This window comes from Oleiharenicola lentus, from assembly GCF_004118375.1.
Classification (GTDB): Bacteria; Verrucomicrobiota; Verrucomicrobiia; order Opitutales; family Opitutaceae; genus Lacunisphaera; species Lacunisphaera lenta.
In genome coordinates this window covers 165,416-189,009 of record NZ_SDHX01000001.1, presented here as the reverse complement: position 1 = coordinate 189,009, position 23,594 = coordinate 165,416, and the positions used below count along the sequence as shown (strand labels likewise).

The window sequence follows — 23,594 nt, the reverse complement described above, 5'->3', positions numbered from 1 at the left end:
CCGCCGGCTCAGCTGATCGTGTCCACGTTGTTGCCGAGGTTGCGGTAGTCGATCGCCTCGCGCGGGTTCGTGCCATTGAGCCACTCCTCGATGTTCGTGTAGCCGTCACCGTCGGCATCCGTCGCACCATCGGCCGGGTTGGCGGCATCGAAGCGGTGCAGTTTCTCCCACGCATCGGGCATGCCGTCGCCATCGGTGTCGGCCAGCACGGTCGCGGGATCAAAGGTCAGCGGTGGAAAGCCGCCGACCTCCTTCGGATCGCGGATGATACCATCACCGACCGTCACCTTGCCGGTGCGGACCATTTCCATGATGCGCGCGTCCACCGCATCGCGGCGTGGGAGCGTGGCGCCGGCCTTGGCGAGGACGGCGGCGTAGGCGTCCGGCGCAGTCTGTTGCGCAACCGGCCAGCCTTCAAAGGGAGTGTTCACGCGGGCGAGCTCCGCGGGGCCGCGCATGCCGCGCCAGTTGTCGCGCGTCACCGCCTCGTGGCCCTCGACGACATTACCGGCCACATACCACTTGCCGGGACGGGGCGCGGCCTTCGGATACCAGCCGCCGGCGGCGACCGCACTGCCGGGCGAGTACTGGCTGCGTTGCTCGATCCGCGCGAGGGTGGCGACCATGTCGGGCTTTGAGGCCGGACCGGGTTTGTAGTAGTTGGCGATCACGTTCACCAGCGAGGTCTCGTCGCCGCCGTCCATCGTGCGGTGGCCCCAGTTGAAGATGACGTTGTTCCGGAAATCGAACTCGCCCGACATGCCGATGGACGGATTTCGGGCCGTGTTGCTGGCGAAAAGGTTGTGGTGGAACGTCGCGTCCTCGCCGCCCCAGGTGCCGCCGAAGGCGTGGTTCTTGGCGTTCAGCGCCTCGCTCGAGATGCTCCACTGGATCGTGAGATTCTTCACGGCCAGCTTCACGGCGGAACCGTCGGGCTGGGGCTGCATGTATCGGTAGAGCGAGAGGTTCTCGTCCATGCCCCAACTCGTGGAACAGTGGTCGATGATGATCTGACCGACGGGATTGCCGCCGATGTTGTCGGAGCCTTGTCCGCCCTCGGGCCGGCCGCGACGGGCGCGCAGGTGGCGGATGATGACGTTGTGCGTGTTGATGTTCAGCGAGTGGTGCGCGATGCAGATGCCGTCGCCCGGCGCACTCTGCCCCGCCACGGTGAGGTGCGGGTGGTTGATGTTGAGGTTCGACTCGAGCCAGATCGTGCCGGCCACGCGAAACACCACCATGCGCGGACCCTCGGCCTCAACTGCGGCCCGCAGGCTGCCGGGGCCGCGGTCATGGAGGTTGGTCACCGCGATCACGCGGCCGCCCCGACCGCCGGTCGTGAACATGCCGCCGCCCCAGGCACCCGGAAACGCGGGGATGCCCTCGGGCAACCGTGGCGGGTGCGGCGGAATCTGACTGGAAACCTCCTCGACCGCGGGCAGGGCGGCGACGGCGAACAGGGACAAGGCGAGCAAACGGCAGGGCAGCTTCATGGGGGGATGGGCAAGGTCCGGCGGTGGATCCAACCGGTAGCGGGTGAGACGCGCGACGGGACTGCAGGCTACCACCGGTCCGGAGAAATCGCCTCCGGAATCCCACCCGCCTTTGCGCGGATGCTAACGCGCACACCACGGCCCAGCGCGCGGGCCCGGCCGGTGGCACCTTGCCGGTGGTTTGTAACCTGATAAGTTACAAACCCGTGGTCAGTCCTTTCCCTTGCCCGTCTTCCCCGCCGGCTTCATGTCCACGGGCAGACTGCGCTTCGCGTAGGCCTCGTAGTCAGGCACGAGGCGCTCGTATTCGCCGTGCATGAGGGGCGACGAGATCAGAAAATCCGCCGTGGCGCGGTCGCAGGCCACGGGCACGTTCCAGACGACGGCCATGCGCAGGAGCGCCTTCACGTCGGGATCGTGGGGCTGGGCGGCCAACGGGTCCCAGAAGAACATCAGCAGGTCGATCTTCCCCTCGACGATCAGCGCGCCAATCTGCTGGTCGCCGCCGAGCGGGCCGCTCTGGAGCTTGTGCACCGGCTTGCCGAGCACCTTTTCGACGAGGCCGCCGGTCGTGCCGGTCGCCCAGAGGTCGTGCTCAACGAGCACGGCCTTGTTGTAGCGCACCCAGTCCACGATGCTCTGCTTCTGGCCGTCGTGCGCCACGAGTGCGATCCGCTTCCGGTTCGCCATTCTGATCTTCTTGTAGGTCATGCGGGAAAATCAGCCGACCGTCTCGAACTGCGCGACCTGCCGGCTCAGGGTCTTCTCCAGGCTGCCGCACACGAGCTCGCACAGCTTCGGGATCGTCGGGTCGGCGATGCGGTAGAAGACCTGCAGCCCCTCCTTGCGCCGCGCAAGGATGTGCGCCGCCGTCAGCGTCTGCAGGTGGCGCGAGACGTTGGCCTGGGTGCCGCCCGTCACCCCCACCAGGTCGGTCACGTTCTTCTCCCCGGCGAACAGGGCCTGGATGAGCCGCAGGCGCATCGGCTCGGCCAGCACGGCGAAGCGCTGGGCCACGAGCTGCAGGGCGTCCTCGGAGAGCGGGCGGTGTTTGGGCATCCGGGCGAGAAAACAACCTCTTGACCTGATTGCAAGTATATGCGTATATGCTCATATAAAGTCAACCGCCTTCTCCTCATGACCACCCATAATCTCATCCGCCTGCTCGCCGGTTCCGTCACCCTGATCGGCGTCGCCCTCACCCACTGGGTCAGCCCCTGGTGGCTGCTGGTGCCCGCCTTCGTCGGCCTCAACCTCGTCCAGTCCGTCTTCACCGGTTTTTGTCCGCCCACCCTGATCCTGCGGAAGCTCGGTTGGGTGGACGCCAACGACGTGATCCACTGGGGCGGCCAGCGCTCCTGACCCGCCGTCATGCGCCCGCTGCTGTTCATTCTCCCGCTCGCCCTCGCTTTGGTCACCGGTTGCACCCGGAAGGAGGCGGCTGTCGCCCCGCCGGCGGCCGCGTCCGTGCCGGTGCGAACCAGTCTGACGGTGGGCGAGTTCCTGCCCGCCTTGATCGAGATGCCCGCCACGGTGCGGCCGGTTGAGCGCGCGGCCCTTTCCGCCAAGCTCACCGGCACCGTTGCATCGCTCCCGTGGGGGCTCGGCCAGGAGGTGAAAGCCGGCGAACTTCTCGTCACCCTCAGCGTGCCGGAAACCGAGGCCCGCGTGCGTCAGGCCCAGGCCCAGCTCGCCGAGGCCGCGCGCGCCGTGGAGCGCGAGCGCACCCTTGTCGCCAAGGGCGTCAACCCGCCCGACACGCTGCGCGACGCCGAGGATCGCCTGCGTTTTGCCCAGGCCGGCCTCGCCGAGGCCGAGGCGATGCTCGCGCACGCCAGCATCCGCGCGCCCTTTGCCGGAGTGATCACCGGGAAGCACGTGCTGCCTGGTGACCTGGCCACGCCGGGTCTGCCACTGTTGGTGCTGGAATCCACCGCCCGGCTGCGCGCCGAGGGCACCGTGCCCGAACAGGCGGCCAGCCGGCTTCGCATCGGCGATGCGCTGGCTGTGGTCGTAAACGACGGCGCGACCCCGATCAGCGGCACCATCGAGGAACTTTCCACCGCTGCCGACACCGTCAGCCGCTCCGTGCTGGTCAAGGTGGCGCTGCCGGTCGGCGTGGCGCGCTCGGGCCAGTATGTCCGGCTGCAGGTTGCCACCACCGCTTCCGAAGCCCTTTGGGCGCCCGCCTCCGCGATCAGCCGCTTCGGCCAGATTGAGCGCGTCTTTGTGGTCGAGGATGGCCGCGCCATCCTTCGGCTCGTCAAAACCGGCCGCACCACCGCGGACCGCACCGAAATTCTCTCCGGGCTGCACCCCGGCGAAACCGTCGTGCTCGCCCCGCCCGCCGCCCTGCGCGACGGCCAGCCCGTCACGTCCCAGCCATGAGCGCCCCCGCCCAGCCCCCGCCGCACGGCTTCGCCGGTCGGCTGGCCGAGATGTTTACCGACTCCCGCCTCACGCCGCTGGCGGTCGTCGCGTCCCTCCTGCTCGGCCTCTTCGCCGTGATCATGCTGCCGCGCGAGGAAGAGCCGCAGATCAAGGTGCCGATGGTGGACGTGCTCGTCGGCATGCCCGGCGCGACGGCCCGCGAGGTTGAAAACCGCGTCACCCGTCCGATGGAGAAACTCCTCTGGGAAATTCCCGGCGTCGAATACCTCTACTCCACTTCCCGGCCCGGCAGTTCGCTGGTCATCGTGCGCTTCAAGGTCGGCTCCGACCTCGAGCAGAGTCTCGTGCGCCTCACCCAGAAGCTGTCGGCCAACTACGACCGTATCCCGCCCGGCGTCAGCGCCCCGCTCATCAAGCCGCGCACGATCGACGACGTGCCCGTTGCCGCCGTCACCCTGCACAGCACCACGCACGACCACCTAGCCCTGCGCCGACTCGCCGCCCAGCTCGACGACGCCATCAAGGCCCTGCCCGACGTGGCCGAGACCACGCTCATCGGCGGTGTGCGCCGCCAGCTCCGGGTGCAGGTGGACCCGGTCAAGCTCGCCTCGCGCCAGCTCACGCTCGATGACCTCGCCGCCGCCCTCCGCGCCGCCAACGCCCGCAGCCAGGACGGCGCCCTCACGACCGCCAACCGCAACCTGCTGATCGAGACCGGCGGCTATTTCCGCGACGCCACGGATGTCGCCAACCTCGTGCTCGGCGTCTCGCAGGACCGCCCCATCTTCCTCCGCGACGTCGCCGAAATCACCGACGGTCCCGCCGAGCCCACGGACTACGTGCTGTTCGGCCGCGGCACCCACGCTTCTTCGATCGAGAATCAAAATTCGAAAATCGTAAATTTCGAGGAGGCCGCCGTCACCCTCAGCATCGCCAAACGACCCGGCGCCAATGCCGTGACCGTTGTGCACTCCGTTGAGGACACCGTGAACCGCCTGCGCGGCGTGCTGTTGCCGGCCGACGTCGGCGTCACCTTCACCCGCGACTACGGCGCGACCGCCAGCGAGAAATCCAACGAGCTGCTCCTGCACATGGGGATCGCGGTGTTCGGCGTGGCGCTGCTCATCCTGTTCTTCCTCGGCTGGCGCGAGTCGCTCGTCGTGCTCCTCGCCATCCCCGTTACGCTCGGGCTGACGCTGCTGGTGTTCTACCTCTACGGTTACACGCTGAACCGCATCACGCTTTTCGCACTGATCTTCTCCATCGGCATCCTGGTGGACGACGCGATCGTGGTCGTGGAAAACATCGTGCGCCACCAGCGCCTGCCCTCGGCCTGCGGCAAGTCGCTCCACCAGATCGCCGTCGAAGCCGTGAGCGAGGTGGGCAACCCCACCGTGCTCGCCACCTGGGCGGTCATCGCCGCGGTGCTGCCGATGGCCTTTGTCGGCGGCCTGATGGGGCCCTACATGCGGCCGATCCCGATCGGCGCCAGCGCGGCCATGTTGTTCTCGCTGGTGGTCGCGTTCACGGTCACGCCCTGGGCCGCGCTGCGCGTGCTCGGCCGGCATGCGCCGAAGGTTTCCGCCGCGCACGCCGCCGACCTGCACGATGAGGCGCCCGACACCTTCTTCACGCGGCTCTACCACCGCATCATGGACCCGATGATCGCCCGCGCCCGCTGGCGCTGGGGTTTCCTCGGCTTCGTGGCCGTTCTCCTCCTCGGCGCAATGGCGCTGGTTCCGACGGGCTTCGTGAAGGTCAAGATGCTGCCCTTCGACAACAAGTCGGAGTTCCAGATCATCCTCGACACCCCCGAGGGCACGACGCTGGAGGAGACCACCCGCCTCGCCCGCGAACTCGCCGCCGCCCTCCGCACCGAACCCGAGGTGCGCGATTACCAGATCTACGCGGGCACGGCGTCACCGTTCAATTTCAACGGTCTCGTGCGCCACTACTTCATGCGCCGCGGACCGAACGTCGCCGACATCCAGGTCAATCTCCGGCCCAAACACGAACGCTCCGCCCAGAGCCACGACATCGCCGAGCGGGTCCGCCCGACACTATCCGCCCTGGCCGCCAAGCACGGCGCCACGCTCGCCGTCGCCGAGGTGCCGCCCGGCCCGCCGGTGTTGCAGACTCTCGTGGCCGAAATCTACGGCCCGGCGGAGGAGTCCCGCCTCGCCCTCGCCACCCGCGTGAAGGAAATCTTCACCCGGACCGAGGGCGTCGTGGACATCGACTGGTATGTCGAGGCCCAGCAGCCGACCGTGCACCTGCGCGTGGACCGCACCAAGGCCGCGCTCCACGGCATCAGCGTGGCCACGATCTCGCGCACCATCCAGACCGCCATCAGCGGCGCCAAGGTGGACCTGCTCCACCAGCCGCTCGACCGCGAGGACGTGGACCTCGTGCTCGAACTCCCGCGCGCCCTCCGCAGCCGGCCCGAGGATCTGCTCTCGATCCAGCTCCGCTCCGACCACGACGACATCATCCGCGCCGGCGAGCGTCCCTTGGTGCCGCTTGGCGAACTGGTCACCCTCCAGCGCACCGACGGAGAACGAAACCTCTACCGCAAGAACCTGCGCCCGGTGACCTACGTGACCGCCGACGTGGCCGGCGCGGTCGCCAGCCCGGCCTACGCGCTCTTCGCCATGAACCGCGAACTGGCGAAGCTCGACGGCCGTGCCTTCGGCGGCACCTCGCCGGAGATCCCGCTCTACCATCTCAACATGCCCGACACCGACCTCGAGCCCGCGATCAAGTGGGACGGCGAGTGGCACGTCACGCTCGAGGTGTTCCGCGACCTCGGCCTGGCCTTCGCCGCCGTGTGCATCCTCATCTACATGCTCATGGTGGGCTGGTTCAAAAGCTACCTCACGCCCTTCCTCATCATGATCGTGATCCCGCTCTCGCTGATCGGTATTCTGCCGGCGCACGCCGCGATGGGCGCCTTCTTCACGGCAACCTCGATGATCGGCTTCATGGCCGGCGCGGGCATCGTGGTGCGCAATTCGATCATTCTCGTCGATTTCATCGAGCTGCGCCGCTCGCAGGGCCTGCGGCTCGCCGAGGCCGTGGTCGAGGCCGGCGCGGTGCGCTTCCGCCCGATGCTGCTCACCGCGCTCGCGGTGATCGTCGGCGCCTCGGTCATTCTCGCCGATCCCATCTTCCAGGGCCTGGCGCTTTCTCTCATGGCCGGCGAAGTCGCCTCGCTGCTCATCAGCCGCTTCGCCGTCCCGATCCTCTATTACATGATGAATATTCGTCACGATCCGGTCGCCGGCGCAACCCGCGCCGACTGCCCCGTCCCGCCCGCAACATGACTCCCACGCTGCTGATCGTCATTGGCGTGGTCGCCTTCGTCGCGTGGACGCTGTGGCGCGCCCGGCCCCAGGTCCGGCCCGAGGAATTGAAATCCGCGCTACAGGCCGGCACCGCCGTCCTGGTGGATGTGCGCGAGCCGTCGGAGTGGCTCGCGACCGGCACCGCCCAGGACGCCGCGCTGCTGCCTCTCAGCGATCTGCGCGGCGACCGCCGCCAATGGAACGCCTTCCTCGGGCAACACCGCGGCAAACGGCTGTTCCTCTACTGCCAGTCCGGCGCCCGTTCTTCCCTGGCCGCCGCGCAGCTCCGCCGCGAGGGCCTCGACGCCCGCAACGCCGGCTCCCTCGCCGCCCTCGACCGAGGCGGCTGGCCTTTGACCCGCAAACGCGGCTAGGCTGGTCGGCGATGAGCTCCCCTTACGACGCCAGCTTCTGGGACCAACGCTACGGCACCGCCGGCGAGGATTACGTCTTCGGCACCGCGCCCAACGACTTTCTCGCCCGCGTCGCCGACCGCCTCCCTGCGGGCCCGGTGCTCTGCCTCGCCGAGGGCGAAGGCCGCAACGCCGTCTTTCTGGCCAAACGCGGCCACGCCGTGACCGCGCTCGACCAGTCCGCCACCGGTCTCGCCAAGGCCACGGCGCTTGCCGGGCGCAACGGCGTCTCGCTCGCGACTGTCGTCGCCGATCTCGCCGAATACTCGATCCCGGCCGGCGCTTGGGCCGGCATTGTCGCGATCTTCATGCATCTGCCCCCGGAGCTGCGGCGGCGCGTGCTCGGCCAGGTCGCGGCCGGACTCCAGCCGGGCGGCGTGTTCATCTTCGAAAGCTACACGCCTGGCCAACTCGCCTTCGGCACCGGCGGCCCGCGCGACGTGGCGCTGCTGCCCACCCTCGCCAGTCTGCGCCCGCAGCTGCCCGGTCTTACGCTCGAGCACGCGCAGGAACTCGAACGCGACGTTCACGAGGGCGGCGGCCACACCGGCCGCAGCGCGGTCGTGCAGATCCTTGCCCGCCGTCCGCGGTGACCCGCGCCACCAAACCGCCACCCGGCTTGCAACCAACGGCTCGCCGGACATGGTTTCCCGCATGAAACTGCTGCCCCTGCTGCTTGCGACCCTTTCCCTTTTCTCCTTCGCCCGCGCCGCCGAGGTTCCCGCCATTTCCCCGGCCGAGGCCGCGAAACTGGTCGCGGCCGGCCAGGCCGTGCTGATTGACGTGCGCGAGCCTTCCGAGTGGGCCGACACCGGGGTCGCCGCACCGGCCGTGTTGCTCCCCAAGAGCGAATTCGATGCCGGACAGATCGGCGACTGGAAGGACTTCCTGGCGAAGGTCGGCGACAAACAGATCCTCACTTACTGCCGTTCCGGCCGCCGCTCCGGCGCCGTGGCCGAGGCCCTCGCCGCCCAAGGCCACAAGGTCGCCAACGCGGGCCCGTTTGAGGCCTGGAAAGCCGCCGGCCTGCCGACCCGCAAGGCCACCGAGCCGGCGAAGTAACAACCTATCGAGCGCACCCGCGATAAATGGGCAGGGTCCGGCCGCCGGGCGGGCCGGAGTGATTCGCAAACCCTCACGGGTGGCCCGGCGGTCGGCCCCCACCTGCGGCCCACGCCGACGGTTTCGCAAGATTTGCGGAGGCTGTCCCTCGCGGGAGGCGTAGAATACGGTTATGAAAGCGCGATTCTACCCCGTCGTTCTTTCGCTGGCCTGCGGTCTCGCCGCCGGGTCCGCTGTGCTGGCCGCCGAGGCGACCGCCCCCACCCCCCATGCGTTCGTCGATCCCGCCGACCCGGCCGTGGCGGAAATCCGGATGATCGGCGAACGCGCCCTCGACCACTCCGGCTCCGCGCTCGTCGTGGAGGTGCGTCGCGTGATGGCCGACCACACCGCGGCCCTCGCCATCGGCAAACTGCACCTCAAGGACTACAAGCTCCCGCCCGCCCAACCCGGCAAGCCCGCGGTCACGGCCATCCGCCGCACCAGCCTCCAGGTGCGCAATCCGGCCAACGCCCCCGATGCCCCCGACCTGGCCGCCTTGGAAATGATCCAAGGCCAGCTCGAACGCGGCGACGAAGTCTCCAAGGTGCTCGTGCAGCGCGTGACCCTGCCCGGCCAGCAACCCGAATGGCGCGTCTATCGTCCCATGGTCACGCTCAAGCAGTGCCTCGACTGTCACGGTCCGCCCGCGACGCTCGCCCCCGGCGTGGCGGACACCCTCAAGGTGTTTTATCCCGCCGACCAGGCGCTGAATTTCCGCACCGGTTCCTGGCGCGGCCTCATCCGCGCCTCGATTGCGGACACGCCCCGCAAACCGTGAACGAATCCGCCGCCAAACCCGACTCCGCCAACCCGGGGCGAAACCCCGTCGCCTTCCAGCCCTGCTCGGACTTTTGCGCCAATTTCCGGTCGCTCGATCCCTACCGCTGGCCGGATTTCGGCCGCTGCCTGCATCCCCGCTCGCCGCTGCGCGGTTTTCCCGTGCGCATCGGCCGCGACTGCCGCGAGCATCAAGCCCGCCTTGGGAGATCACTCTAGCCGCGCCCGATTCCCGACCGGTGCAACTTTCACCCGCGCCAGCTTAACAGCCGTGCGGCCTGGATCACGCACACGCAGTCCTCGCCGTCCTCCGTGTGCAGCCAATGCAGGTCGAGTTCGGGGAAGGCGCGGTCCATTGCGGCGCGCAGGCCGCCGACCTCGAGCGTCACGATGCCGTGCGGCTGGAGGCGCTCGCGGGCCTGACGCAGGATTTTCCGGATGATGTCGAGGCCGTCGCGTCCGCCGTCGAGCGCCATGCGCGGCTCCTTCGTGAATTCCTCGGGCAGGCCGCGCAGCTCGCGCGTGGGCACGTAGGGCGGGTTGGAGAGGATGAGGTCGTATTTCACCGCCGGCACGGTGTCGAACACGTCGGAGCGGTGCAGCAACACGCGCTTGGCCAGGCCGTGGGTGGCGAGGTTGAACTTCGCGACCGCCGCGGCGTCGGGCGACAATTCGATGGCGTCCACCTTCGCTTCCGGAAATTGGTGCGCCAGCAAAATGGCGAGGCAGCCGGAGCCGGTGCAGACGTCCACCGCGCGCTTCACGGGCTTGCCGGCTGGCAACCATTGCGGGATCTGCTCCGGCAGCAGCTCGAGGAAATAGGAGCGCGGGATGATGACACGCTCGTCCACATAGAAGCGGTGTTCGCCGAGGAAAGCCTCGCGCGTGAGGTAGGCCGCGGGCACGCGCTCCTCGAGGCGGCGGCGGAAAATCTCGGCGACCTTCGTGGCCTCGTCGGGCGTCAGCCTGCGCTTCAGCACGGCCGGCTTGCTGTCGAGCGGCAGACCGAGCGTGTGGAGCAGCAGGTAGAGCGCCTCGTCGTGGGCGCTCACGGCCACCTGGCCGAGCGCTGCCTTGTGCCGCCCGTAAGCGCGCACCGCCCATTGCAACCAATCGCCAAGGGTCTGGGGTTTGGCGGGCATGGCGCTCAGGCCTTTTTCGGCCGGTGCTCGGTGCAGTAGCAGCGGTCGTCATCCGCATAACGGAACTCCTCCCGCGGATGCGAGCGGTCCGTCTTGCCGCAGACCACGCAGCGGTGGCGGGGCTCGTCGTTGTCGCGGGCCGCCGCCTGCCGGGCCTGGTGTTCCATGCGACGCTTGCCGGTCTTCATGCGCTGGATGATGTCGCCGGTGAAGAACGCGAAGAAATTTCCCACCGCGGCCAGGACCGCCAGGCGGATCGGCCAGTCGCCCCGGACAAAGGCGACGCCGTAGAGCACCCATTGGATCAGCGCCAGCCACTTGATTTTCACCGGCAGGATGAAGAACAGCATCATCTCGAATTCCGGATTCAGGAACGCGAAGGCCAGGAAAACGCTGCCTGCCAGAAACAGGTTGGTCGTCATGCTGTAGGGGAACAGAAACGCCACACCCACCGTCAGCAGCCAGCCGACGAACAGGAAAAGATTATACCGGAACACGCCCCAATACTGCTCCAGCGCGGAACCCATCATGTAGAAAAGATACCAGGCAAACGCGATGAAGACCGGACTGGCGTTGGGCGGGAGCAACAGGAAGGTGAACAGCCGCCAGGCCTCGCCTTCCAGAACCGCGTCCGGCACCAGCACAATTCGCCGCAGGTCGAACTGGCCGAGAAACGAAACCGACCAGACCAGCACCTGGCCGATGACCAGGTAGAGCGAGATGTTGGGGATGGCGAGGCGGCCGAAGACGCGTTCCAGACGGTTGAGGAAACCCATGACAGGTTACTTTGCGGCGGATGCCGCCAACTCGTCCAGCAAAGTCTGCTTCTGCTTCTGGAGCGGGGCCTCGGTAACGGTGATCAAGAGGGCACGCGCGTGATCGCGGCGGCCGAGCTTGGCGAGCACGTTAGCCGCATGCAGGCGGATGGTCTGCTGCTCGAGGCCGGGCTTGGCTCTCTCCTCCAGGGCGCTCCACGCCTTGAGCGCATCTTCCCAGCGCGGCGTTTCCAGATCGTAGTAGGCCTCGGCGGCGCGGTAGGCGAAGGCCATCTTGTCGGGCGCGAGTTGCGCGGCGCGCTGGAAGGCCTCGAGCATGGACTCGTCGAGCTTGGCGCGGGTGAAGCTGCCCGTGGCGATCAGGTCGTCGCGCGCCTCGGTGAGCAATTTGCCCAGATGGTAGTGGTAAACCGGCTCGTTGGGCTCGAGTTTGATGGCGGCGGTGATCCAGGGGAGCGCCTCGCCCGGCTTGCCGTCCTCGGCGAGCAGGCGGCCGATCTCGTTTTTCACGAGCGGGATTTCACCGTCGAGCTGGTTGGCCCGGAGCAGAATGCCGACCGCCTCGCGGTTCATGCCCACCTGCCCGAGCAGCTGGCCGTAGGCGGCATGGCCGGCGGCAAACTCGGGGTTCTTCTGGATCAGCACGTCGTAGCTGTTGATGACCGACTGGAGTTCGGCCCGCAGCCAGGCCTCGTCGAGGTTGTCCTTCTCCGCCTCGGCCCGGGCGAAGATGTTCTTCTGGCGACCGACGATCTCCTTGAGGGTCCGCTCGGCAAAGGTCTCGGCCCGGGTGGCGCCCAAGGCGGCGAGAAACAGGCTGAAGACAACAAACAGGCGGCGGGAAAAACTCATCGCCCTAACGACATGCGGGACGGGAATGCGTTCAAGGCTTTAGCCCGAATATATTGCACCCAGAGGTGAAAAATAGTCGCCCTGTCGGGCCGATTTTGTCGGGGCGAACCGCGACCACGAGCGCTCCGCCCGGCGGGCGGACCGACCGTTGGCTGACAGGATTGCTCAGCATGGTGAAATATCCGGGGCAGGTGGTTTCTAATCCTGCGCGGCAGGAGGATTGATATGCCTGCGAATGTAAAATTCACCGTATCGGCACACCCACGTTGGCATCGGCTGTGCTATTATGCCGTAAGCCACCGGGCCACCTTCCGTCAGGGAGGCGGTCGGGGGGCGATTCAGATACCGTTCTTTGATTTCGGTCGTTTGTGGCGGGAGGCTGCCGTAAAAGACCGGTTTTATGTTGATGGTGAGCTGTTTGCTTCTGTCGGGCCACCGGGCTGGCTGTGATACCGAGCCCCTGGCGTTGCCCCAAAGCAGACTTTTGCCGCCTGCGGCCGATTAACGGGCCGGAGGGGGCAGAACGGGACACCCAGCCTGCGGTCATTCCGGCCGGTGGCCGTGTCCTGCCTGAACAGAAAAACAGCCTCCGCCCCGTGCGGAGATATCAAGCCATGAACATCAAATCCAAACTGACCCTCAGCCTCGGTCTGCTCGTTGCACCCCTCGCCCTCGTGGCGGCGGACTCCACCGAGAAGGCCTATGTCGAGTCCTACCGCAATCGCGCCGACGGCCCGATTCCCACCTCGGTCGTGAAGCCCGAAGTGAGCTATCGTTTCGCCGGCAAGCAGGTGGTCCTCGAGTTCGTCGTCGATGCGACGGGCAAGCCGACCGAAATCAAGGCGGTGACCCCGGGCGTCGATACCGAGCTGGTGAACACGGTCGCCGAAGCCGTGGCGCGGTGGAAGTTTTCCCCCGCCCTCGTCGACGGCAAACCTGTCGCCCGCAAGGTCGCGCTACCGGTTAACATTGTCGCCAATCTCGACAGTGCCACCCGCTACGCGTTCAACTAAACCATAAAGCAAACAACCTGGGCCGCCCTCCGCGCAAGCGGGGGGCGGCCCAGTCTATTTCCAGCCGCAGCGAAGGCTGCGCGACTTCAGCCAGAACGCAGGTTGGGCGACTGATCCTGTGAATTCAGTGGAATTCAACAGGAGGTCCCGGGCCCGCAGCAGCGGACAACGGGATGGCACATCCGGTGAAATTCGCGTTCTGCGCGGGTTCTCGAACCAGCCCGCGCTCCGCGCGGGCTCCACCCTGTTCCTCAAATCCTGTCAGGAGTCTTTGCCTCTGCCCGTTTTGTTTCTGGCGTTGTGCGTCGCCGCATTAACGTGAATCGCATGACGCCGTCGCCCGACCCCACCCGCCTGCCCGCCCCGGGCCGCGGCACGGTGCTGAATCCGGCCAACCGCTTCGAGCCGCTCACCGTCGAGGCCGATCCCGACTACGCCGAGTTCGACGAACACGGCGTGCCCGTCGAGCGCCCGCACCCGCGCACGCAGTTCTATGAGGATGGAACCGAGACGATCCTCAACCGCTATGACAGTCCCGACCTCGGTGCCGGCTGGGGCCTGAATCCCTACCGCGGCTGCGAACACGGCTGCGCCTACTGTTTCGCCCGGCCCTTCCACGAATACCTCGGTTGGAGCAGTGGCTTGGACTTCGAGACGAAGATCCTGGTCAAGACCCGCGCCCCCGCTCTGCTCCGGGCCGAGCTGGCGTCGCACAGGTGGCGAGGCGAACCCGTCGCGCTGAGCGGCGTGACCGACTGTTACCAACCGGCGGAGCGGCGCTTCCGGCTCACCCGCGCCTGTCTCGAGGTGATGGCCGAGTTCCGCCAACCCGTTGGCATCATCACCAAGAACTTCCTCGTCACGCGCGACCTCGACCTGCTGACCGAACTCGCACGCCACGACTGTGCGATGGTTTACGTGAGCGTGACCACCCTCGACACCGCGCTCGCCGGCAAACTCGAACCCCGCGCCGCCCGCCCCGAGCACCGTCTGCGTGCGATCCAGATGCTCGTCGACGCCGGCGTGCCGGTCGGCGTCATGGTCGCGCCCATCATCCCGGGTCTCACCGATCACGAGGTGCCCGCGATCCTCGATGCCGTGGCCGCGGCCGGGGCGCGCCGCGCCAACTACGTCGTGCTGCGCCTGCCCTACGCCGTGAAGGACGTGTTCCTCGCCTGGCTCGACGCCCACGCTCCATCGAAGAAGGACCGCGTGGTCGCCCGCCTCCGCGAGCTGCGCGGCGGCAAGCTCTACGACGCCACCTTCGGCGCCCGCCTGCGCGGCGAGGGTATTTTCGCCGAGCAGATCAAGCAGCTCTTCGCCGTCTCGGCCCGCCGCGCCGGCCTGAATCGCGAAGATATAAAACTCTCCACCGCCCACTTCCGCCACCCCGGCGGCACGCAGCTGGACATGGCCCTGTTGTAGGGCGGGGTCTCCGAACCCCGCCTAATTTTTGTCGCGAGGCGGGATTCAGCGTTCCCGCCCTACAGCCCCGACCCCGCCGGCCGCACCACCCGCCGCCAGAGCAGCATCACGATCCACGCGAGCAGCATGGTCACGATGGTGTGGCTCAGGAAATGCGCGCCCTTGAGCATCTGGTAGCCGCCCATCCACCACCCGGCGCCGAGGCCGAGTGCGAGTCCGCCGAGACGCCACGCAGACGAGCGCCGCAACCACATCAGCCCGAGCAGGGCGAAGCCCCCGCTGGCGTGCCCGGCGGGAAATCCGCGTCCGCGCCGCGCGGGCCGGTCATTCTCCGGATAGCGTTCGAACACCTTCACGTAGGGCACGTCGCCACCGTAGCGGCGGATTTCCGAGGGACAAAACGTGTTGGTCGTGTCCTTCCCCCAGCCGGCCAGCACGGGCACGGACACGAGCGTGAGCACCGCGACCCACAGGTCGCGCCGGCCGAAACGCCACCGCTCGCGCCAGCGCGCCGGACCAAGGGCGAGCACCAGCAGCGCGACCGCAGTCAGAATAATGAGACCTTTCGGGCCATCGTAGAAGACCAGCCGGCCGAGCGGGTCGGCGGCATCGACCAGCCAGCGGCCGGTGCCGGGGTCGTAGAATCTGTCCTGCAACCAGAGATCCGTGCCCGTGAGCTCGAAGCAGGCAAGCGCCACTGCCAGCACCAGCACTGCTGGCCCGAGCGTGCGGTCAAAGCCCGTGAGCGGACGCGTCATCGCCATCCTGCGACTGCGTGGCCGCTGCTGTGCAGCTGTTCGCCTTGCCGGGCGTAGCGCGCGAACTCGGCAGGCGAGAGCGCGCGGTAGAGGTTGTTTTTGTAGAGGTAGTTCGCCGCCTGATAAAAACTGATCGTCTCGAGCGTGCCGTATTCGCTGTCCGGCGCCGGAGTGAGCAACGCGCTGCCCAGCTCATACCGATACGTGGATTTGCCGCGCGGGCGAAGGACGACGAACTCGCCCTTCTCGAGATGGCCGAGTTTCTGATAGCTGCCGACGAGCGCGTGGGCGTCGCCCGGCGGCACCTTCCGCACGTCGTGGCCGAAGAAGCGGGAGGGATAGCTCCAGTTGAGCAGGCCGAGCAGGGTCGGGGCGTAGTCCATCTGGCTGGTGAGGGTCCTGATGCGCCCGGGCGCGACGTGGCCGCCGGGCGAGTAGATGATGAGCGGAATGTGGTAGTTCTGCACCGGCAGCTCCGTCTTGCCGGCGCTGGCGGCGCAGTGGTCGGCCACGATCACGAAGACCGTATCCTTGAACCAGGGCTTCTGCGCCGCCTGGCGCAGGAATTCGCCGATGGCGAAATCCGTGTATTTCACGGCGCCGGCGCGGCCGGAGACCTTCGACGGCAGGTCGATGCGCCCCTCGGGGAAGGTGTAGGGCCGGTGGTTCGAGGTCGTCATCACGAAGTAGTGAAAGGGCTTCCCGGCCGCGGCGCTGGCGTCGGCCTCGCGCATGGTCCAGCGGAAGAGGTCCTCGTCGCAGGCGCCCCAGGCGTTGGCGAAGGTGATGTCGTTCTCCGCGACGGCCGCCCGGTCAACCACCCGGTAGCCGTTCTCGCCGAAGAAATGGTTCATGTTGTCGAAGTAGCCGTAGCCCCCGTAGAGGAACGCCGTGTCGTAGCCCTTGGCGCGGAAGACGGAGCCGAGCGTGAACAGGTTCTCGTTGCGCGGGCGCTTGATCATCGAGCGACCGGGAGTCGGCGGCAGCGAGAGCGTGAGGGCCTCCATGCCGCGATCCGTGCGCGTGCCGGTCGCATAGAAGTTCTCGAACACGAGACTCCGGCCCGCGACGTCAACGAGGTTGGGCGTGAGATTCGAGGCGCGGTTGAAGATGCCGAGGAAGTCCGCGCTCAGGCTCTCGACCGTGATCTGGATGACGTTGGGCCGCAGTTCCGGGCCGGGATTACTGACGTAGCGGAGCGTGTCGCGCGCCCCGGGGTTGAGCATGACGGACCCGTCCTCGGTCAACTCCTCCTCCAGGCGGGCGAATATCTGGTCAACCGGCCTGGTCGGATAAAACTCGTCGTAATCGAGCATGTTGCTGCGGAAAGCCGCGAAGAGCGACCACAGGCCGTTCTTGGCCAGCTCGCGGTTGAAGTTGTTGGCAAAGGCCGGGAGCCGCTCGGCGTTGAGCGCCCCGCCCAGCATCAGGGCGCCGGCCAGCCAAAGCGCGCCCTGCCCGTAACGCAGACGCCAGGGCGTCCCGGCCGCCTCAAGCCAGACCCGGGGCAGCCCGCTCCACCACAGGCTCCAGCTGATTGCCGCCGCCACCGCCGCCAGCCCGCCGATGATCAGCGGCAGCGGGTAGGACTCGCGGATATTTCCCAGCACCTCGGTCGTGTAGACGAGGTAGTCCACGGCGATGAAGTTGAAGCGCACGCCAAACTCGTCCCAAAAAAACCACTCCGCCACCGCGCCGAACAACAGCGCGAACAGGATCGCCACCGCACTGCCGGCCACCAGCCACCGCATCGACGGACGTTGCAAGGCGCCCGCGGGCAACACCGTCAGCAGGACGATGAGCGGGAGCGCCGCCAACCCGGCGGTTCCGAGATCATAGACCAGACCCCAGCCAAACGCCGCCACCAGACTCGCCGACCAGGTGACCTCGTGCGCAGCCTTGAGCAGCAAGGCCGCCCGGGTGAGGAACGAGATGCCGACGAAGATGCCCGCAAACAGCACGAGCCCGCCGTGGCGACGGGCGAAAAGCCTTTCGCGCAGGCCGGGCGGACGATGGAGCGGGGCATCGGGATGGAGCATGAGCATGCCGCATTCTGCCAGCGGGATATGAATACCCCATTAACGGATGATGAATTTCATTTCATCTGCCCGGAGCCGGTTACCCCGGGAAACTGCACCCTGTCGGCAGGAAATGACTTGCCCCGCACCCCTTTCCCGGCCTTTTTCGGATTCTCGAATGAATCTCCACCACCATCACCACCACGTTTGACGCCTTCCCGGCGCGGGAAGGCCACGATGTGCCTTCCTGGGTGATGAAAAGACTTTTGAAACCCCGGCTGGCATGTCCCGCCGGGGTTTTTAATTTCCCGGCATAAGGCCGACCCGCGCTTGGCTCCCCGAAGCCCTCCCTTTTCACTCTCCCTTTCACTTTTTACTTTTCCGCCCATGCCTCCCGCCAATCTGCCCAAAGACCGCCTCCGCCTCGCCGTGCAAAAGAGCGGCCGCCTCCACACCGATTCCATGGACCTGCTCAAGGCCTGCGGCATCAAGATCAAGTCGCCCAAGGAGAAGCTCCTCCTCCACGCCGACAACTTCCCGCTCGATCTGCTCTTCGTCCGCGATGATGACATCCCGCAGCTCGTCATGGACGGCGTCTGCGACCTCGGCATCGTTGGCCAGAACGTCCTCGAGGAGTCCGCCCTCGAGCGCGGCACGGCCAACGCCTACGTGTCCGAGCGCGTGCTCGACTTCGGCGGCTGCCGCCTCGCCATCGCCCTCCCTGAGGAGCGCCCCTACGCGAGCGTCAAGGACCTCGCCGGCCTCCGCATCGCAACTTCCTACCCGCAGCTGACCAAGCGCTACCTCGCGCAACAGGGCGTGTCAGCCGACGTCGTCACCCTCAGCGGCTCCGTCGAGATCGCCCCGCGCCTCGGCCTCGCCGATGTCATCTGCGACCTCGTCTCCAGCGGCTCCACCCTCGAGGCCAACAAGCTCCGCGCGGTCGAGACGATCTTCAAGAGCACCGCCGCCCTCATCCGCAACGCCCGTCCCCTCAACGCCGAGAAGGCCCACGCGCTCGAGATCATCCTCCGCCGCCTCGACGGCGTGCAGAAGGCCGCCGGCACGAAATACATCATGCTCCACGCCCCGAAGGCCAACCTCGCCGCCATCAAGGCCCTCCTCCCCGGCTCGGAGAACCCCACCGTCCTGCCGCTCGCCGGCGACGATTCCAAGGTCGCGCTCCACGCTGTCTGCTCTGAGGACGTCTTCTGGGAAACCATGGACGCCCTCAAGAAAGCCGGCGCGAGCAGCATCCTCGTCCTCCCGATCGAGAAGATGATGCTCTGAGCCCAAAACTGTAGGGCGGGGTCTCCGAACCCCGCCTCTGCCGCCGCCATGAAACCCGTCGTCTGGAAATCCCTAACCGCCTCCGCCCGCACCGCCGCGCTCCAACGCCCGGCGCAGAAGGCGCAGAAGCGGACCGCCGTCATCGTCGCGGGCCTCCTCGCCCTCGTCCGCCGCGGCGGGGACCGGGCCCTGCGGAATATCACAGCGAAGTTTGACGGCGCGAAACTTACTTCGCTGCGCGTGAGCGAGGCCGAATTTGCCGCAGCGGAAATGGCGCTCAGTCCCGCCGACCGCGCCGCCCTGCGCCGCGCCTACGCCAACATCCGCAAGTTCCACCTCGCCCAGCGCCCGAAGTCCGTCCGCGTCGAGACCATGCGCGGTATCGTCTGCGAGAAAGTCTCGCGACCCATCGAGCGCGTCGGCCTCTACGTCCCCGGTGGCAGCGCCCCGCTGTTCTCGACCGCGCTGATGCTCGGTGTGCCGTCGCAGATCGCGGGTTCGCCGGTGCGCGTGCTCTGCACCCCGCCGGGCCGCGACGGCAAGATCAGCCCGTGGATCCTCGTCGCCGCGCGTCTCTGTGGCATCACCGAGGTCTTCAAGCTCGGTGGCGCCCAGGCCATCGCGGCCATGGCCTACGGCACCGAGTCCGTCCCGAAATGCGACAAGCTCTTCGGCCCGGGCAACAGCTTCGTTACCGAGGCCAAGCTCCAGGTCTCGCGCGACGACGCCGCCATCGACCTGCCGGCCGGTCCGTCCGAGGTCATGGTCATCGCCGACGCCTCGGCCGACCCGGCCTTCATCGCCGCCGACCTGCTCTCGCAGGCGGAGCACGGCCCCGACTCCCAAGTCGTGCTGGTTTCATTCTCCGCAAAAATCGCCGCCCGCGTGCAGGCCGAACTCGCCGCGCAACTCGCCGTGCTGCCGCGCGGCGCCATTGCCACCGAGGCCCTGAAGAAAAGCCGCGTCCTTCTCGCCGCTTCGCCGGCCGAGGCGGTCGAAATCGCCAACCGCTACGCGCCCGAACACCTCATCCTTCAGGTGAAGAACCCGCGCGCCCTGCTCCCGCAGATCTCCACTTCCGGTTCCGTCTTTCTCGGCGCATGGACGCCCGAGTCGCTCGGCGACTACGCCAGCGGGACCAATCACGTGTTGCCCACCTACGGCTGGGCGCGCGCCTGCTCCGGCCTCGGGCTCGCGGATTTCCAGCGCACCATGACCGTGCAGGAAGCCAGCCCCCGCGGTCTTAAGCAGCTCGGCCCCGTGGTCGAACGCCTCGCCACCGCCGAAAACCTGATCGCCCACCGCCGGGCCGTGACCGTCCGCCTTCAAAAACTCGCCCGATGAGCCCCGTCGACTCCGTTCTCCAACTCGTCCGTCCCGACATTCTCGCGCTCGCGCCCTACAGCTCCGCGCGCAAGGAGGCCAAGGGCGGTCGTGTCTGGCTCGACGCCAACGAGAACCCCGAGACGCCTTCCGCGCACAAGCCGCTCCTCAACCGCTACCCGGAGCCGCAGCCGGCCGACCTCGTCGCCACGCTCGCCGCGCTCTACGGCGTGTCGCCGGCGCAGTGTCTGGTCACCCGCGGTTCCGATGAAGGCATCGATCTTCTTCTGCGCACCTTCTGCCGCGCCGGGCAGGACGCCATTCTCTTCACGCCCCCGACCTACGGCATGTATGTCGTCGCCGCCGGCATCCAGGGCGCGCGCTGCCTTACGGTGCCGCTGATCCGCGAACAAAATTTCGCGCTCGATACCGCCGCCGTGCTCAAGGCCGTCACGCCGGAGGTGAAGCTCGTCTTCCTCTGCTCGCCCAACAACCCGACCGGCGGCCTGCTCGACCGCGCTGAGGTGCTGTCGGTCGTCAAGACGCTCGCCACCCGCGCCGTGGTCGTGGTCGATGAGGCCTACGTGGACTTTTCCGGTCAGCCGAGTCTCGCGGCCGAGATCGGGGCGAATCCCAACCTCGTCATCCTGCGCACGCTCTCCAAGGCGTTTGGCCTCGCCGGCGCCCGCGTCGGCACGACCATCGCCGACCCGGCGGTCATCGCCGTGCTGCAGAAGGTCCTCGCCCCCTACCCGGTCCCCACGCCCGTGCTGCAGGCGGCGCTGGCGGCGCTTTCGCCGAACGGCCTGGCCGCTTCGCGCGAGTCCGTCGCCGCCATCGTGGCCGAGCGCGCCAGGCTCGCCGCTGCGCTGGCGAAACTGCCCGCCGTGAAGCGCGTCTGGCCGAGCGACGCCAACTACCTGCTCGTTGAGGTCGCCGACTCCGCGAAGACCATGGCCGCCGGCCGCGCCGCCGGCGTCATCTGGCGCGACCGCAGCAAGGATGTCCCGAACACCGTCCGCATCACCGTCGGCACCGCCGCGGAAAACCAAGCCACCCTGGAGGTCATGTCCCGTGTCTAAGAAAATCCTCTTCATCGACCGTGATGGCACGCTCATCACCGAGCCCGCCGACTTCCAGATCGACTGCCTCGACAAGTTCGCGCTCGAACCCGACTGCATCGCCGCGCTCCAGCGCCTGCGCGACGCCGGCTGGACCTTTGTCATGGTCACCAACCAGGACGGCCTCGGCACCCCGAGCTTCCGCGAGGAGGAATTTCGCCCGCTGCAAAACCTCCTGCTCCAAATTCTGCAGTCCCAGGGCATCGCCTTCGAGGCCGTGCGCGTGTGCCCACACACCGTCGCCGACCGCTGCGACTGTCGGAAGCCCAAGGTCGGGCTCGTGCTCGACTACCTGAAGGACACGTCCTGGTCGCGCGAAGAGTCCTACGTCATCGGCGACCGCGATACTGACGTGCAGTTGGCGCAAAATCTCGGTGTGCGCGGCCTGCGCTACAATCCGAAGACCCTCGGCTGGACCGAAATCGCCCGCCAGATCGCCGACGCCCCGCGCCGCGCCGTGATCGCCCGCCAGACGAAGGAGACGAAAATTTCCGTGAGCGTGGACCTCGACGCCGTCGCACCGGCGAAATTCGCCACCGGACTCGGGTTCTTCGACCACATGCTCGACCAGATCGCCCGCAATGCGGGCATCAGCCTGGTCATCACCTGCGCGGGCGACCTGCACATCGACGAGCACCACACGGTCGAGGACGTCGGCCTCGCGCTCGGCGCGGCGCTCAAGCAGGCGCTCGGTGACAAGCGCGGCATCGGCCGCTACGGCTTCACGATGCCGATGGACGAGGCCAAGGCCGAGGTGGCGATCGACCTCAGCGGCCGGCCCTACTTCGTGTTCGAGGCGAACTTCCCGCGCGAGAACGTCGGGCAGTTGCCGACCGAGCTCGTGCCGCACTTCTTCCAGTCGCTCGCGACCACGCTCGGGGCGACGCTCCACATGTCCGTGAAAGGCGACAACACCCACCACATGATCGAGGCCCTCTTCAAGGGCTTCGGCCGCGCGCTGCGACCCGCCGTCGCCCGTGGTGCCGGCAGCGAAATCCCCAGCACGAAAGGAGTGCTCTGATGCTCGCCATCGTCGACAGCGGCGGCGCCAACATCGCCTCGGTGCGCTTCGCGCTCGAGCGGCTTGGCGTCCAAAGCGAACTCACGGCCGACCCCGCGGTCATCCGCGCGGCGGAGCGCGTCATCTTGCCCGGTGTCGGCTCGGCCTCCGAGGGCATGAAACGCCTGCGCGCCAAGGGGCTGGTCGATTGCGTCCGTGGACTCACCCAGCCGGTGCTCGGCGTCTGCCTGGGCATGCAGCTCCTGTTCGAGGAGTCCGAAGAAGACGGTGGCGTGGAGACGCTCGGCCTCATCCCGGGCAAAGTCGCGCTGCTCCCGAATTCGCCCGGCATCACCGTGCCGCACATGGGCTGGAACACGCTCCTCACCGGCCGCAAGCCCGCCCTGCTCGACGGCGTCGAGCCCGAGGCGCGATTTTATTTCGTGCACAGCTACGCCGCCCCGGTGAACGCCTTCACCGTCGCCAGCTGCACCCATGGCACGCCGTTCACCGCCATCGTCCAGCGCGGCAACTTCTCCGGCGCCCAGTTCCACCCGGAGCGCTCCGGCCCCGCCGGCGCGCGCCTGCTCCAGAATTTCGTGGAGGGCCGCGTATGATCATCTACCCCGCCATCGACCTTCGCGGTGGGCGCGTGGTGCGCCTGACCGAGGGGAAATTCGACCAGGAGAAATCCTACGGCGACGACCCGCTCGCGGTCGCAAAGGAGTTCGCCGCGGCCGGCGCCACCTGGTTGCACGTCGTGGATCTCGACGGCGCCAAGGATCCGACCAAACGCCAGACCCCGCTTGTCGAAAAGATCGCCCGCGGCAGTGGCCTGCGCATGCAAACCGGCGGCGGTATCCGCGAGGAAGCCCAGATCGCCGCGCTGCTAGCCGCCGGCGCCCAGCGCGTGATCGTCGGCAGCGTCGCCGTGAAGCAACCGGCGCTCGTTCACGACTGGCTGCGAACGTTCGACCCCGAGAAAATCATCCTGTCGCCCGACGTCCGTCTCGACGCGGCCGGCGTGCCGCGCGTGGCCGCCGCCGGCTGGCAGGAGAGCACGGGCGTCGCGCTCGACGATTTCCTGAACGGCTTCCTCGCCTCCGGCCTGAAGCACATCCTGTGCACCGACATCAGCCGCGACGGCAAGCTGACGGGACCGAACACCGCGCTCTACGCCTCGCTCGTGCAGAAATTTCCCTCGCTTCAGATCCAGGCCTCGGGCGGCGTGTCGTCGCTCGACGACCTCCGCGGCCTCAAGCCGACCGGCAGCTCCGGCGTCATCGTCGGACGCGCGCTCTACGAGAAAAAATTCAACCTGCAACAGGCTTTGGCCTGCTGAAGAAATCCCAAA

Annotated in this window: 24 protein-coding genes; 16 read left to right on the top strand and 8 right to left on the bottom strand. The window is 67.5% G+C overall.

The features are described from left to right. Positions 1–8: 8 nt before the first annotated feature. The 3 genes from ESB00_RS00820 to ESB00_RS00810 all read right to left on the bottom strand — a co-directional run bounded on the left by ESB00_RS00820 (position 9) and on the right by ESB00_RS00810 (position 2,552). A complete protein-coding gene (locus ESB00_RS00820; RefSeq protein ID WP_129045839.1) occupies positions 9–1,493 on the bottom strand; it encodes a pectate lyase family protein in 1,485 nt (494 codons plus the stop codon). Between the two features lie 210 nt (positions 1,494–1,703). After that, positions 1,704–2,204 carry a methylglyoxal synthase gene (locus ESB00_RS00815; RefSeq protein ID WP_129045838.1) on the bottom strand — a complete coding sequence of 167 codons (501 nt, stop codon included), beginning with the start codon at positions 2,202–2,204 and terminating at the stop codon, positions 1,704–1,706. Between the two features lie 9 nt (positions 2,205–2,213). Further along, the gene (locus ESB00_RS00810; protein WP_129045837.1) at positions 2,214–2,552 is read right to left on the bottom strand and encodes an ArsR/SmtB family transcription factor; all 339 of its coding nucleotides are present in this window, start codon (positions 2,550–2,552) and stop codon (positions 2,214–2,216) included. 78 nt (positions 2,553–2,630) lie between these two features. On the opposite strand from ESB00_RS00810, the gene ESB00_RS00805 reads away from it, so the two are divergent. The 8 genes from ESB00_RS00805 to ESB00_RS00770 all read left to right on the top strand — a co-directional run bounded on the left by ESB00_RS00805 (position 2,631) and on the right by ESB00_RS00770 (position 9,741). Beyond that, positions 2,631–2,855: a YgaP family membrane protein gene (locus tag ESB00_RS00805; protein WP_129045836.1), complete on the top strand. Its 225-nt coding sequence runs from the start codon at positions 2,631–2,633 to the stop codon at positions 2,853–2,855. 9 nt (positions 2,856–2,864) lie between these two features. Further along, complete coding sequence (locus ESB00_RS00800; protein WP_129045835.1) at positions 2,865–3,881, top strand: efflux RND transporter periplasmic adaptor subunit; 1,017 nt, start codon at positions 2,865–2,867, stop codon at positions 3,879–3,881. Then, entirely contained in the window at positions 3,878–7,207 is a 3,330-nt protein-coding gene (locus ESB00_RS00795) for an efflux RND transporter permease subunit (RefSeq protein ID WP_129045834.1), read from the top strand. The genes ESB00_RS00800 and ESB00_RS00795 overlap by 4 nt, the downstream gene beginning before the upstream one ends. Beyond that, positions 7,204–7,602, top strand: coding sequence for a rhodanese-like domain-containing protein (locus ESB00_RS00790; RefSeq protein WP_129045833.1), 399 nt, complete (start codon positions 7,204–7,206; stop codon positions 7,600–7,602). The genes ESB00_RS00795 and ESB00_RS00790 overlap by 4 nt, the downstream gene beginning before the upstream one ends. Before the next feature lie 11 nt (positions 7,603–7,613). Then, positions 7,614–8,234 carry an SAM-dependent methyltransferase gene (locus tag ESB00_RS00785; protein ID WP_129045832.1) on the top strand — a complete coding sequence of 207 codons (621 nt, stop codon included), beginning with the start codon at positions 7,614–7,616 and terminating at the stop codon, positions 8,232–8,234. A gap of 61 nt (positions 8,235–8,295) precedes the next feature. After that, the gene (locus ESB00_RS00780) at positions 8,296–8,703 is read left to right on the top strand and encodes a rhodanese-like domain-containing protein (RefSeq protein WP_164975967.1); all 408 of its coding nucleotides are present in this window, start codon (positions 8,296–8,298) and stop codon (positions 8,701–8,703) included. Positions 8,704–8,875: 172 nt separating this feature from the next. Next, positions 8,876–9,523: a c-type heme family protein gene (locus tag ESB00_RS00775; protein ID WP_129045830.1), complete on the top strand. Its 648-nt coding sequence runs from the start codon at positions 8,876–8,878 to the stop codon at positions 9,521–9,523. After that, the gene (locus tag ESB00_RS00770) at positions 9,520–9,741 is read left to right on the top strand and encodes a hypothetical protein (RefSeq protein ID WP_129045829.1); all 222 of its coding nucleotides are present in this window, start codon (positions 9,520–9,522) and stop codon (positions 9,739–9,741) included. The genes ESB00_RS00775 and ESB00_RS00770 overlap by 4 nt, the downstream gene beginning before the upstream one ends. 29 nt (positions 9,742–9,770) lie before the next feature. On the opposite strand, the gene prmB is transcribed toward ESB00_RS00770, so the two are convergent. Genes prmB through ESB00_RS00755 form a run of 3 tightly spaced genes read right to left on the bottom strand, consistent with a single transcriptional unit; the run spans position 9,771 to position 12,292 of the window. After that, the gene (prmB, locus tag ESB00_RS00765; RefSeq protein WP_129045828.1) at positions 9,771–10,664 is read right to left on the bottom strand and encodes a 50S ribosomal protein L3 N(5)-glutamine methyltransferase; all 894 of its coding nucleotides are present in this window, start codon (positions 10,662–10,664) and stop codon (positions 9,771–9,773) included. A 5-nt stretch (positions 10,665–10,669) separates the two neighbouring features. Next, a complete protein-coding gene (locus ESB00_RS00760; RefSeq protein ID WP_129045827.1) occupies positions 10,670–11,440 on the bottom strand; it encodes a rhomboid family intramembrane serine protease in 771 nt (256 codons plus the stop codon). A gap of 6 nt (positions 11,441–11,446) precedes the next feature. Beyond that, positions 11,447–12,292, bottom strand: a complete 846-nt coding sequence (locus tag ESB00_RS00755) for a tetratricopeptide repeat protein (RefSeq protein WP_129045826.1) — start codon at positions 12,290–12,292, stop codon at positions 11,447–11,449. A 614-nt stretch (positions 12,293–12,906) separates the two neighbouring features. Between ESB00_RS00755 and ESB00_RS00750 the strand changes: the two genes are divergently transcribed. Both ESB00_RS00750 and ESB00_RS00745 read left to right on the top strand, forming a co-directional pair. Continuing rightward, positions 12,907–13,305 carry a TonB family protein gene (locus ESB00_RS00750; protein ID WP_129045825.1) on the top strand — a complete coding sequence of 133 codons (399 nt, stop codon included), beginning with the start codon at positions 12,907–12,909 and terminating at the stop codon, positions 13,303–13,305. A gap of 327 nt (positions 13,306–13,632) precedes the next feature. Next, the gene (locus tag ESB00_RS00745; RefSeq protein WP_129045824.1) at positions 13,633–14,730 is read left to right on the top strand and encodes a PA0069 family radical SAM protein; all 1,098 of its coding nucleotides are present in this window, start codon (positions 13,633–13,635) and stop codon (positions 14,728–14,730) included. Between the two features lie 59 nt (positions 14,731–14,789). Here the strand turns inward: ESB00_RS00745 and ESB00_RS00740 are convergent, their stop codons facing one another. Both ESB00_RS00740 and ESB00_RS00735 read right to left on the bottom strand, forming a co-directional pair. Next, complete coding sequence (locus ESB00_RS00740; protein ID WP_164975966.1) at positions 14,790–15,488, bottom strand: phosphatase PAP2 family protein; 699 nt, start codon at positions 15,486–15,488, stop codon at positions 14,790–14,792. After that, positions 15,485–17,527 carry an LTA synthase family protein gene (locus tag ESB00_RS00735; protein WP_246026384.1) on the bottom strand — a complete coding sequence of 681 codons (2,043 nt, stop codon included), beginning with the start codon at positions 17,525–17,527 and terminating at the stop codon, positions 15,485–15,487. The genes ESB00_RS00740 and ESB00_RS00735 overlap by 4 nt, the downstream gene beginning before the upstream one ends. A gap of 366 nt (positions 17,528–17,893) precedes the next feature. Here ESB00_RS00735 and hisG point away from each other — a divergent pair, with 366 nt between their 5' ends. The 6 genes from hisG to hisA are packed head-to-tail and all read left to right on the top strand — an operon-like array spanning position 17,894 to position 23,582. Next, complete coding sequence (gene hisG / locus ESB00_RS00730; protein ID WP_129045821.1) at positions 17,894–18,796, top strand: ATP phosphoribosyltransferase; 903 nt, start codon at positions 17,894–17,896, stop codon at positions 18,794–18,796. Positions 18,797–18,844: 48 nt separating this feature from the next. After that, positions 18,845–20,140: a histidinol dehydrogenase gene (hisD, locus tag ESB00_RS00725; protein WP_129045820.1), complete on the top strand. Its 1,296-nt coding sequence runs from the start codon at positions 18,845–18,847 to the stop codon at positions 20,138–20,140. After that, a complete protein-coding gene (gene hisC / locus ESB00_RS00720; protein ID WP_129045819.1) occupies positions 20,137–21,201 on the top strand; it encodes a histidinol-phosphate transaminase in 1,065 nt (354 codons plus the stop codon). Before hisD ends, hisC begins: the two co-directional genes overlap by 4 nt. Next, positions 21,194–22,261 carry a bifunctional histidinol-phosphatase/imidazoleglycerol-phosphate dehydratase HisB gene (hisB, locus tag ESB00_RS00715; RefSeq protein ID WP_129045818.1) on the top strand — a complete coding sequence of 356 codons (1,068 nt, stop codon included), beginning with the start codon at positions 21,194–21,196 and terminating at the stop codon, positions 22,259–22,261. The genes hisC and hisB overlap by 8 nt, the downstream gene beginning before the upstream one ends. Beyond that, positions 22,261–22,857, top strand: a complete 597-nt coding sequence (gene hisH, locus ESB00_RS00710; RefSeq protein ID WP_129045817.1) for an imidazole glycerol phosphate synthase subunit HisH — start codon at positions 22,261–22,263, stop codon at positions 22,855–22,857. The genes hisB and hisH overlap by 1 nt, the downstream gene beginning before the upstream one ends. Beyond that, the gene (hisA, locus tag ESB00_RS00705; RefSeq protein WP_129048246.1) at positions 22,857–23,582 is read left to right on the top strand and encodes a 1-(5-phosphoribosyl)-5-[(5-phosphoribosylamino)methylideneamino]imidazole-4-carboxamide isomerase; all 726 of its coding nucleotides are present in this window, start codon (positions 22,857–22,859) and stop codon (positions 23,580–23,582) included. The genes hisH and hisA overlap by 1 nt, the downstream gene beginning before the upstream one ends. The last annotated feature ends 12 nt before the right edge of the window (positions 23,583–23,594 follow it).

Excerpts from the sequence above, each read along its gene's own strand:
- ESB00_RS00755 (WP_129045826.1), bottom strand. The coding sequence starts at position 12,292 with ATGAGTTTTTCCCGCCGCCTGTTTGTTGTCTTCAGCCTGTTTCTCGCC.
- hisG (WP_129045821.1), top strand. The coding sequence starts at position 17,894 with ATGCCTCCCGCCAATCTGCCCAAAGACCGCCTCCGCCTCGCCGTGCAA.
- ESB00_RS00775 (WP_129045830.1), top strand. The coding sequence starts at position 8,876 with ATGAAAGCGCGATTCTACCCCGTCGTTCTTTCGCTGGCCTGCGGTCTC.
- ESB00_RS00745 (WP_129045824.1), top strand. The coding sequence starts at position 13,633 with ATGACGCCGTCGCCCGACCCCACCCGCCTGCCCGCCCCGGGCCGCGGC.
- ESB00_RS00735 (WP_246026384.1), bottom strand. The coding sequence starts at position 17,527 with ATGCTCCATCCCGATGCCCCGCTCCATCGTCCGCCCGGCCTGCGCGAA.
- ESB00_RS00795 (WP_129045834.1), top strand. The coding sequence starts at position 3,878 with ATGAGCGCCCCCGCCCAGCCCCCGCCGCACGGCTTCGCCGGTCGGCTG.
- prmB (WP_129045828.1), bottom strand. The coding sequence starts at position 10,664 with ATGCCCGCCAAACCCCAGACCCTTGGCGATTGGTTGCAATGGGCGGTG.
- ESB00_RS00810 (WP_129045837.1), bottom strand. The coding sequence starts at position 2,552 with ATGCCCAAACACCGCCCGCTCTCCGAGGACGCCCTGCAGCTCGTGGCC.
- ESB00_RS00815 (WP_129045838.1), bottom strand. The coding sequence starts at position 2,204 with ATGACCTACAAGAAGATCAGAATGGCGAACCGGAAGCGGATCGCACTC.
- ESB00_RS00820 (WP_129045839.1), bottom strand. The coding sequence starts at position 1,493 with ATGAAGCTGCCCTGCCGTTTGCTCGCCTTGTCCCTGTTCGCCGTCGCC.
- ESB00_RS00805 (WP_129045836.1), top strand. The coding sequence starts at position 2,631 with ATGACCACCCATAATCTCATCCGCCTGCTCGCCGGTTCCGTCACCCTG.
- ESB00_RS00785 (WP_129045832.1), top strand. The coding sequence starts at position 7,614 with ATGAGCTCCCCTTACGACGCCAGCTTCTGGGACCAACGCTACGGCACC.
- ESB00_RS00780 (WP_164975967.1), top strand. The coding sequence starts at position 8,296 with ATGAAACTGCTGCCCCTGCTGCTTGCGACCCTTTCCCTTTTCTCCTTC.
- ESB00_RS00790 (WP_129045833.1), top strand. The coding sequence starts at position 7,204 with ATGACTCCCACGCTGCTGATCGTCATTGGCGTGGTCGCCTTCGTCGCG.
- hisH (WP_129045817.1), top strand. The coding sequence starts at position 22,261 with ATGCTCGCCATCGTCGACAGCGGCGGCGCCAACATCGCCTCGGTGCGC.
- ESB00_RS00760 (WP_129045827.1), bottom strand. The coding sequence starts at position 11,440 with ATGGGTTTCCTCAACCGTCTGGAACGCGTCTTCGGCCGCCTCGCCATC.
- ESB00_RS00750 (WP_129045825.1), top strand. The coding sequence starts at position 12,907 with ATGAACATCAAATCCAAACTGACCCTCAGCCTCGGTCTGCTCGTTGCA.
- ESB00_RS00740 (WP_164975966.1), bottom strand. The coding sequence starts at position 15,488 with ATGACGCGTCCGCTCACGGGCTTTGACCGCACGCTCGGGCCAGCAGTG.
- hisD (WP_129045820.1), top strand. The coding sequence starts at position 18,845 with ATGAAACCCGTCGTCTGGAAATCCCTAACCGCCTCCGCCCGCACCGCC.
- ESB00_RS00800 (WP_129045835.1), top strand. The coding sequence starts at position 2,865 with ATGCGCCCGCTGCTGTTCATTCTCCCGCTCGCCCTCGCTTTGGTCACC.
- hisC (WP_129045819.1), top strand. The coding sequence starts at position 20,137 with ATGAGCCCCGTCGACTCCGTTCTCCAACTCGTCCGTCCCGACATTCTC.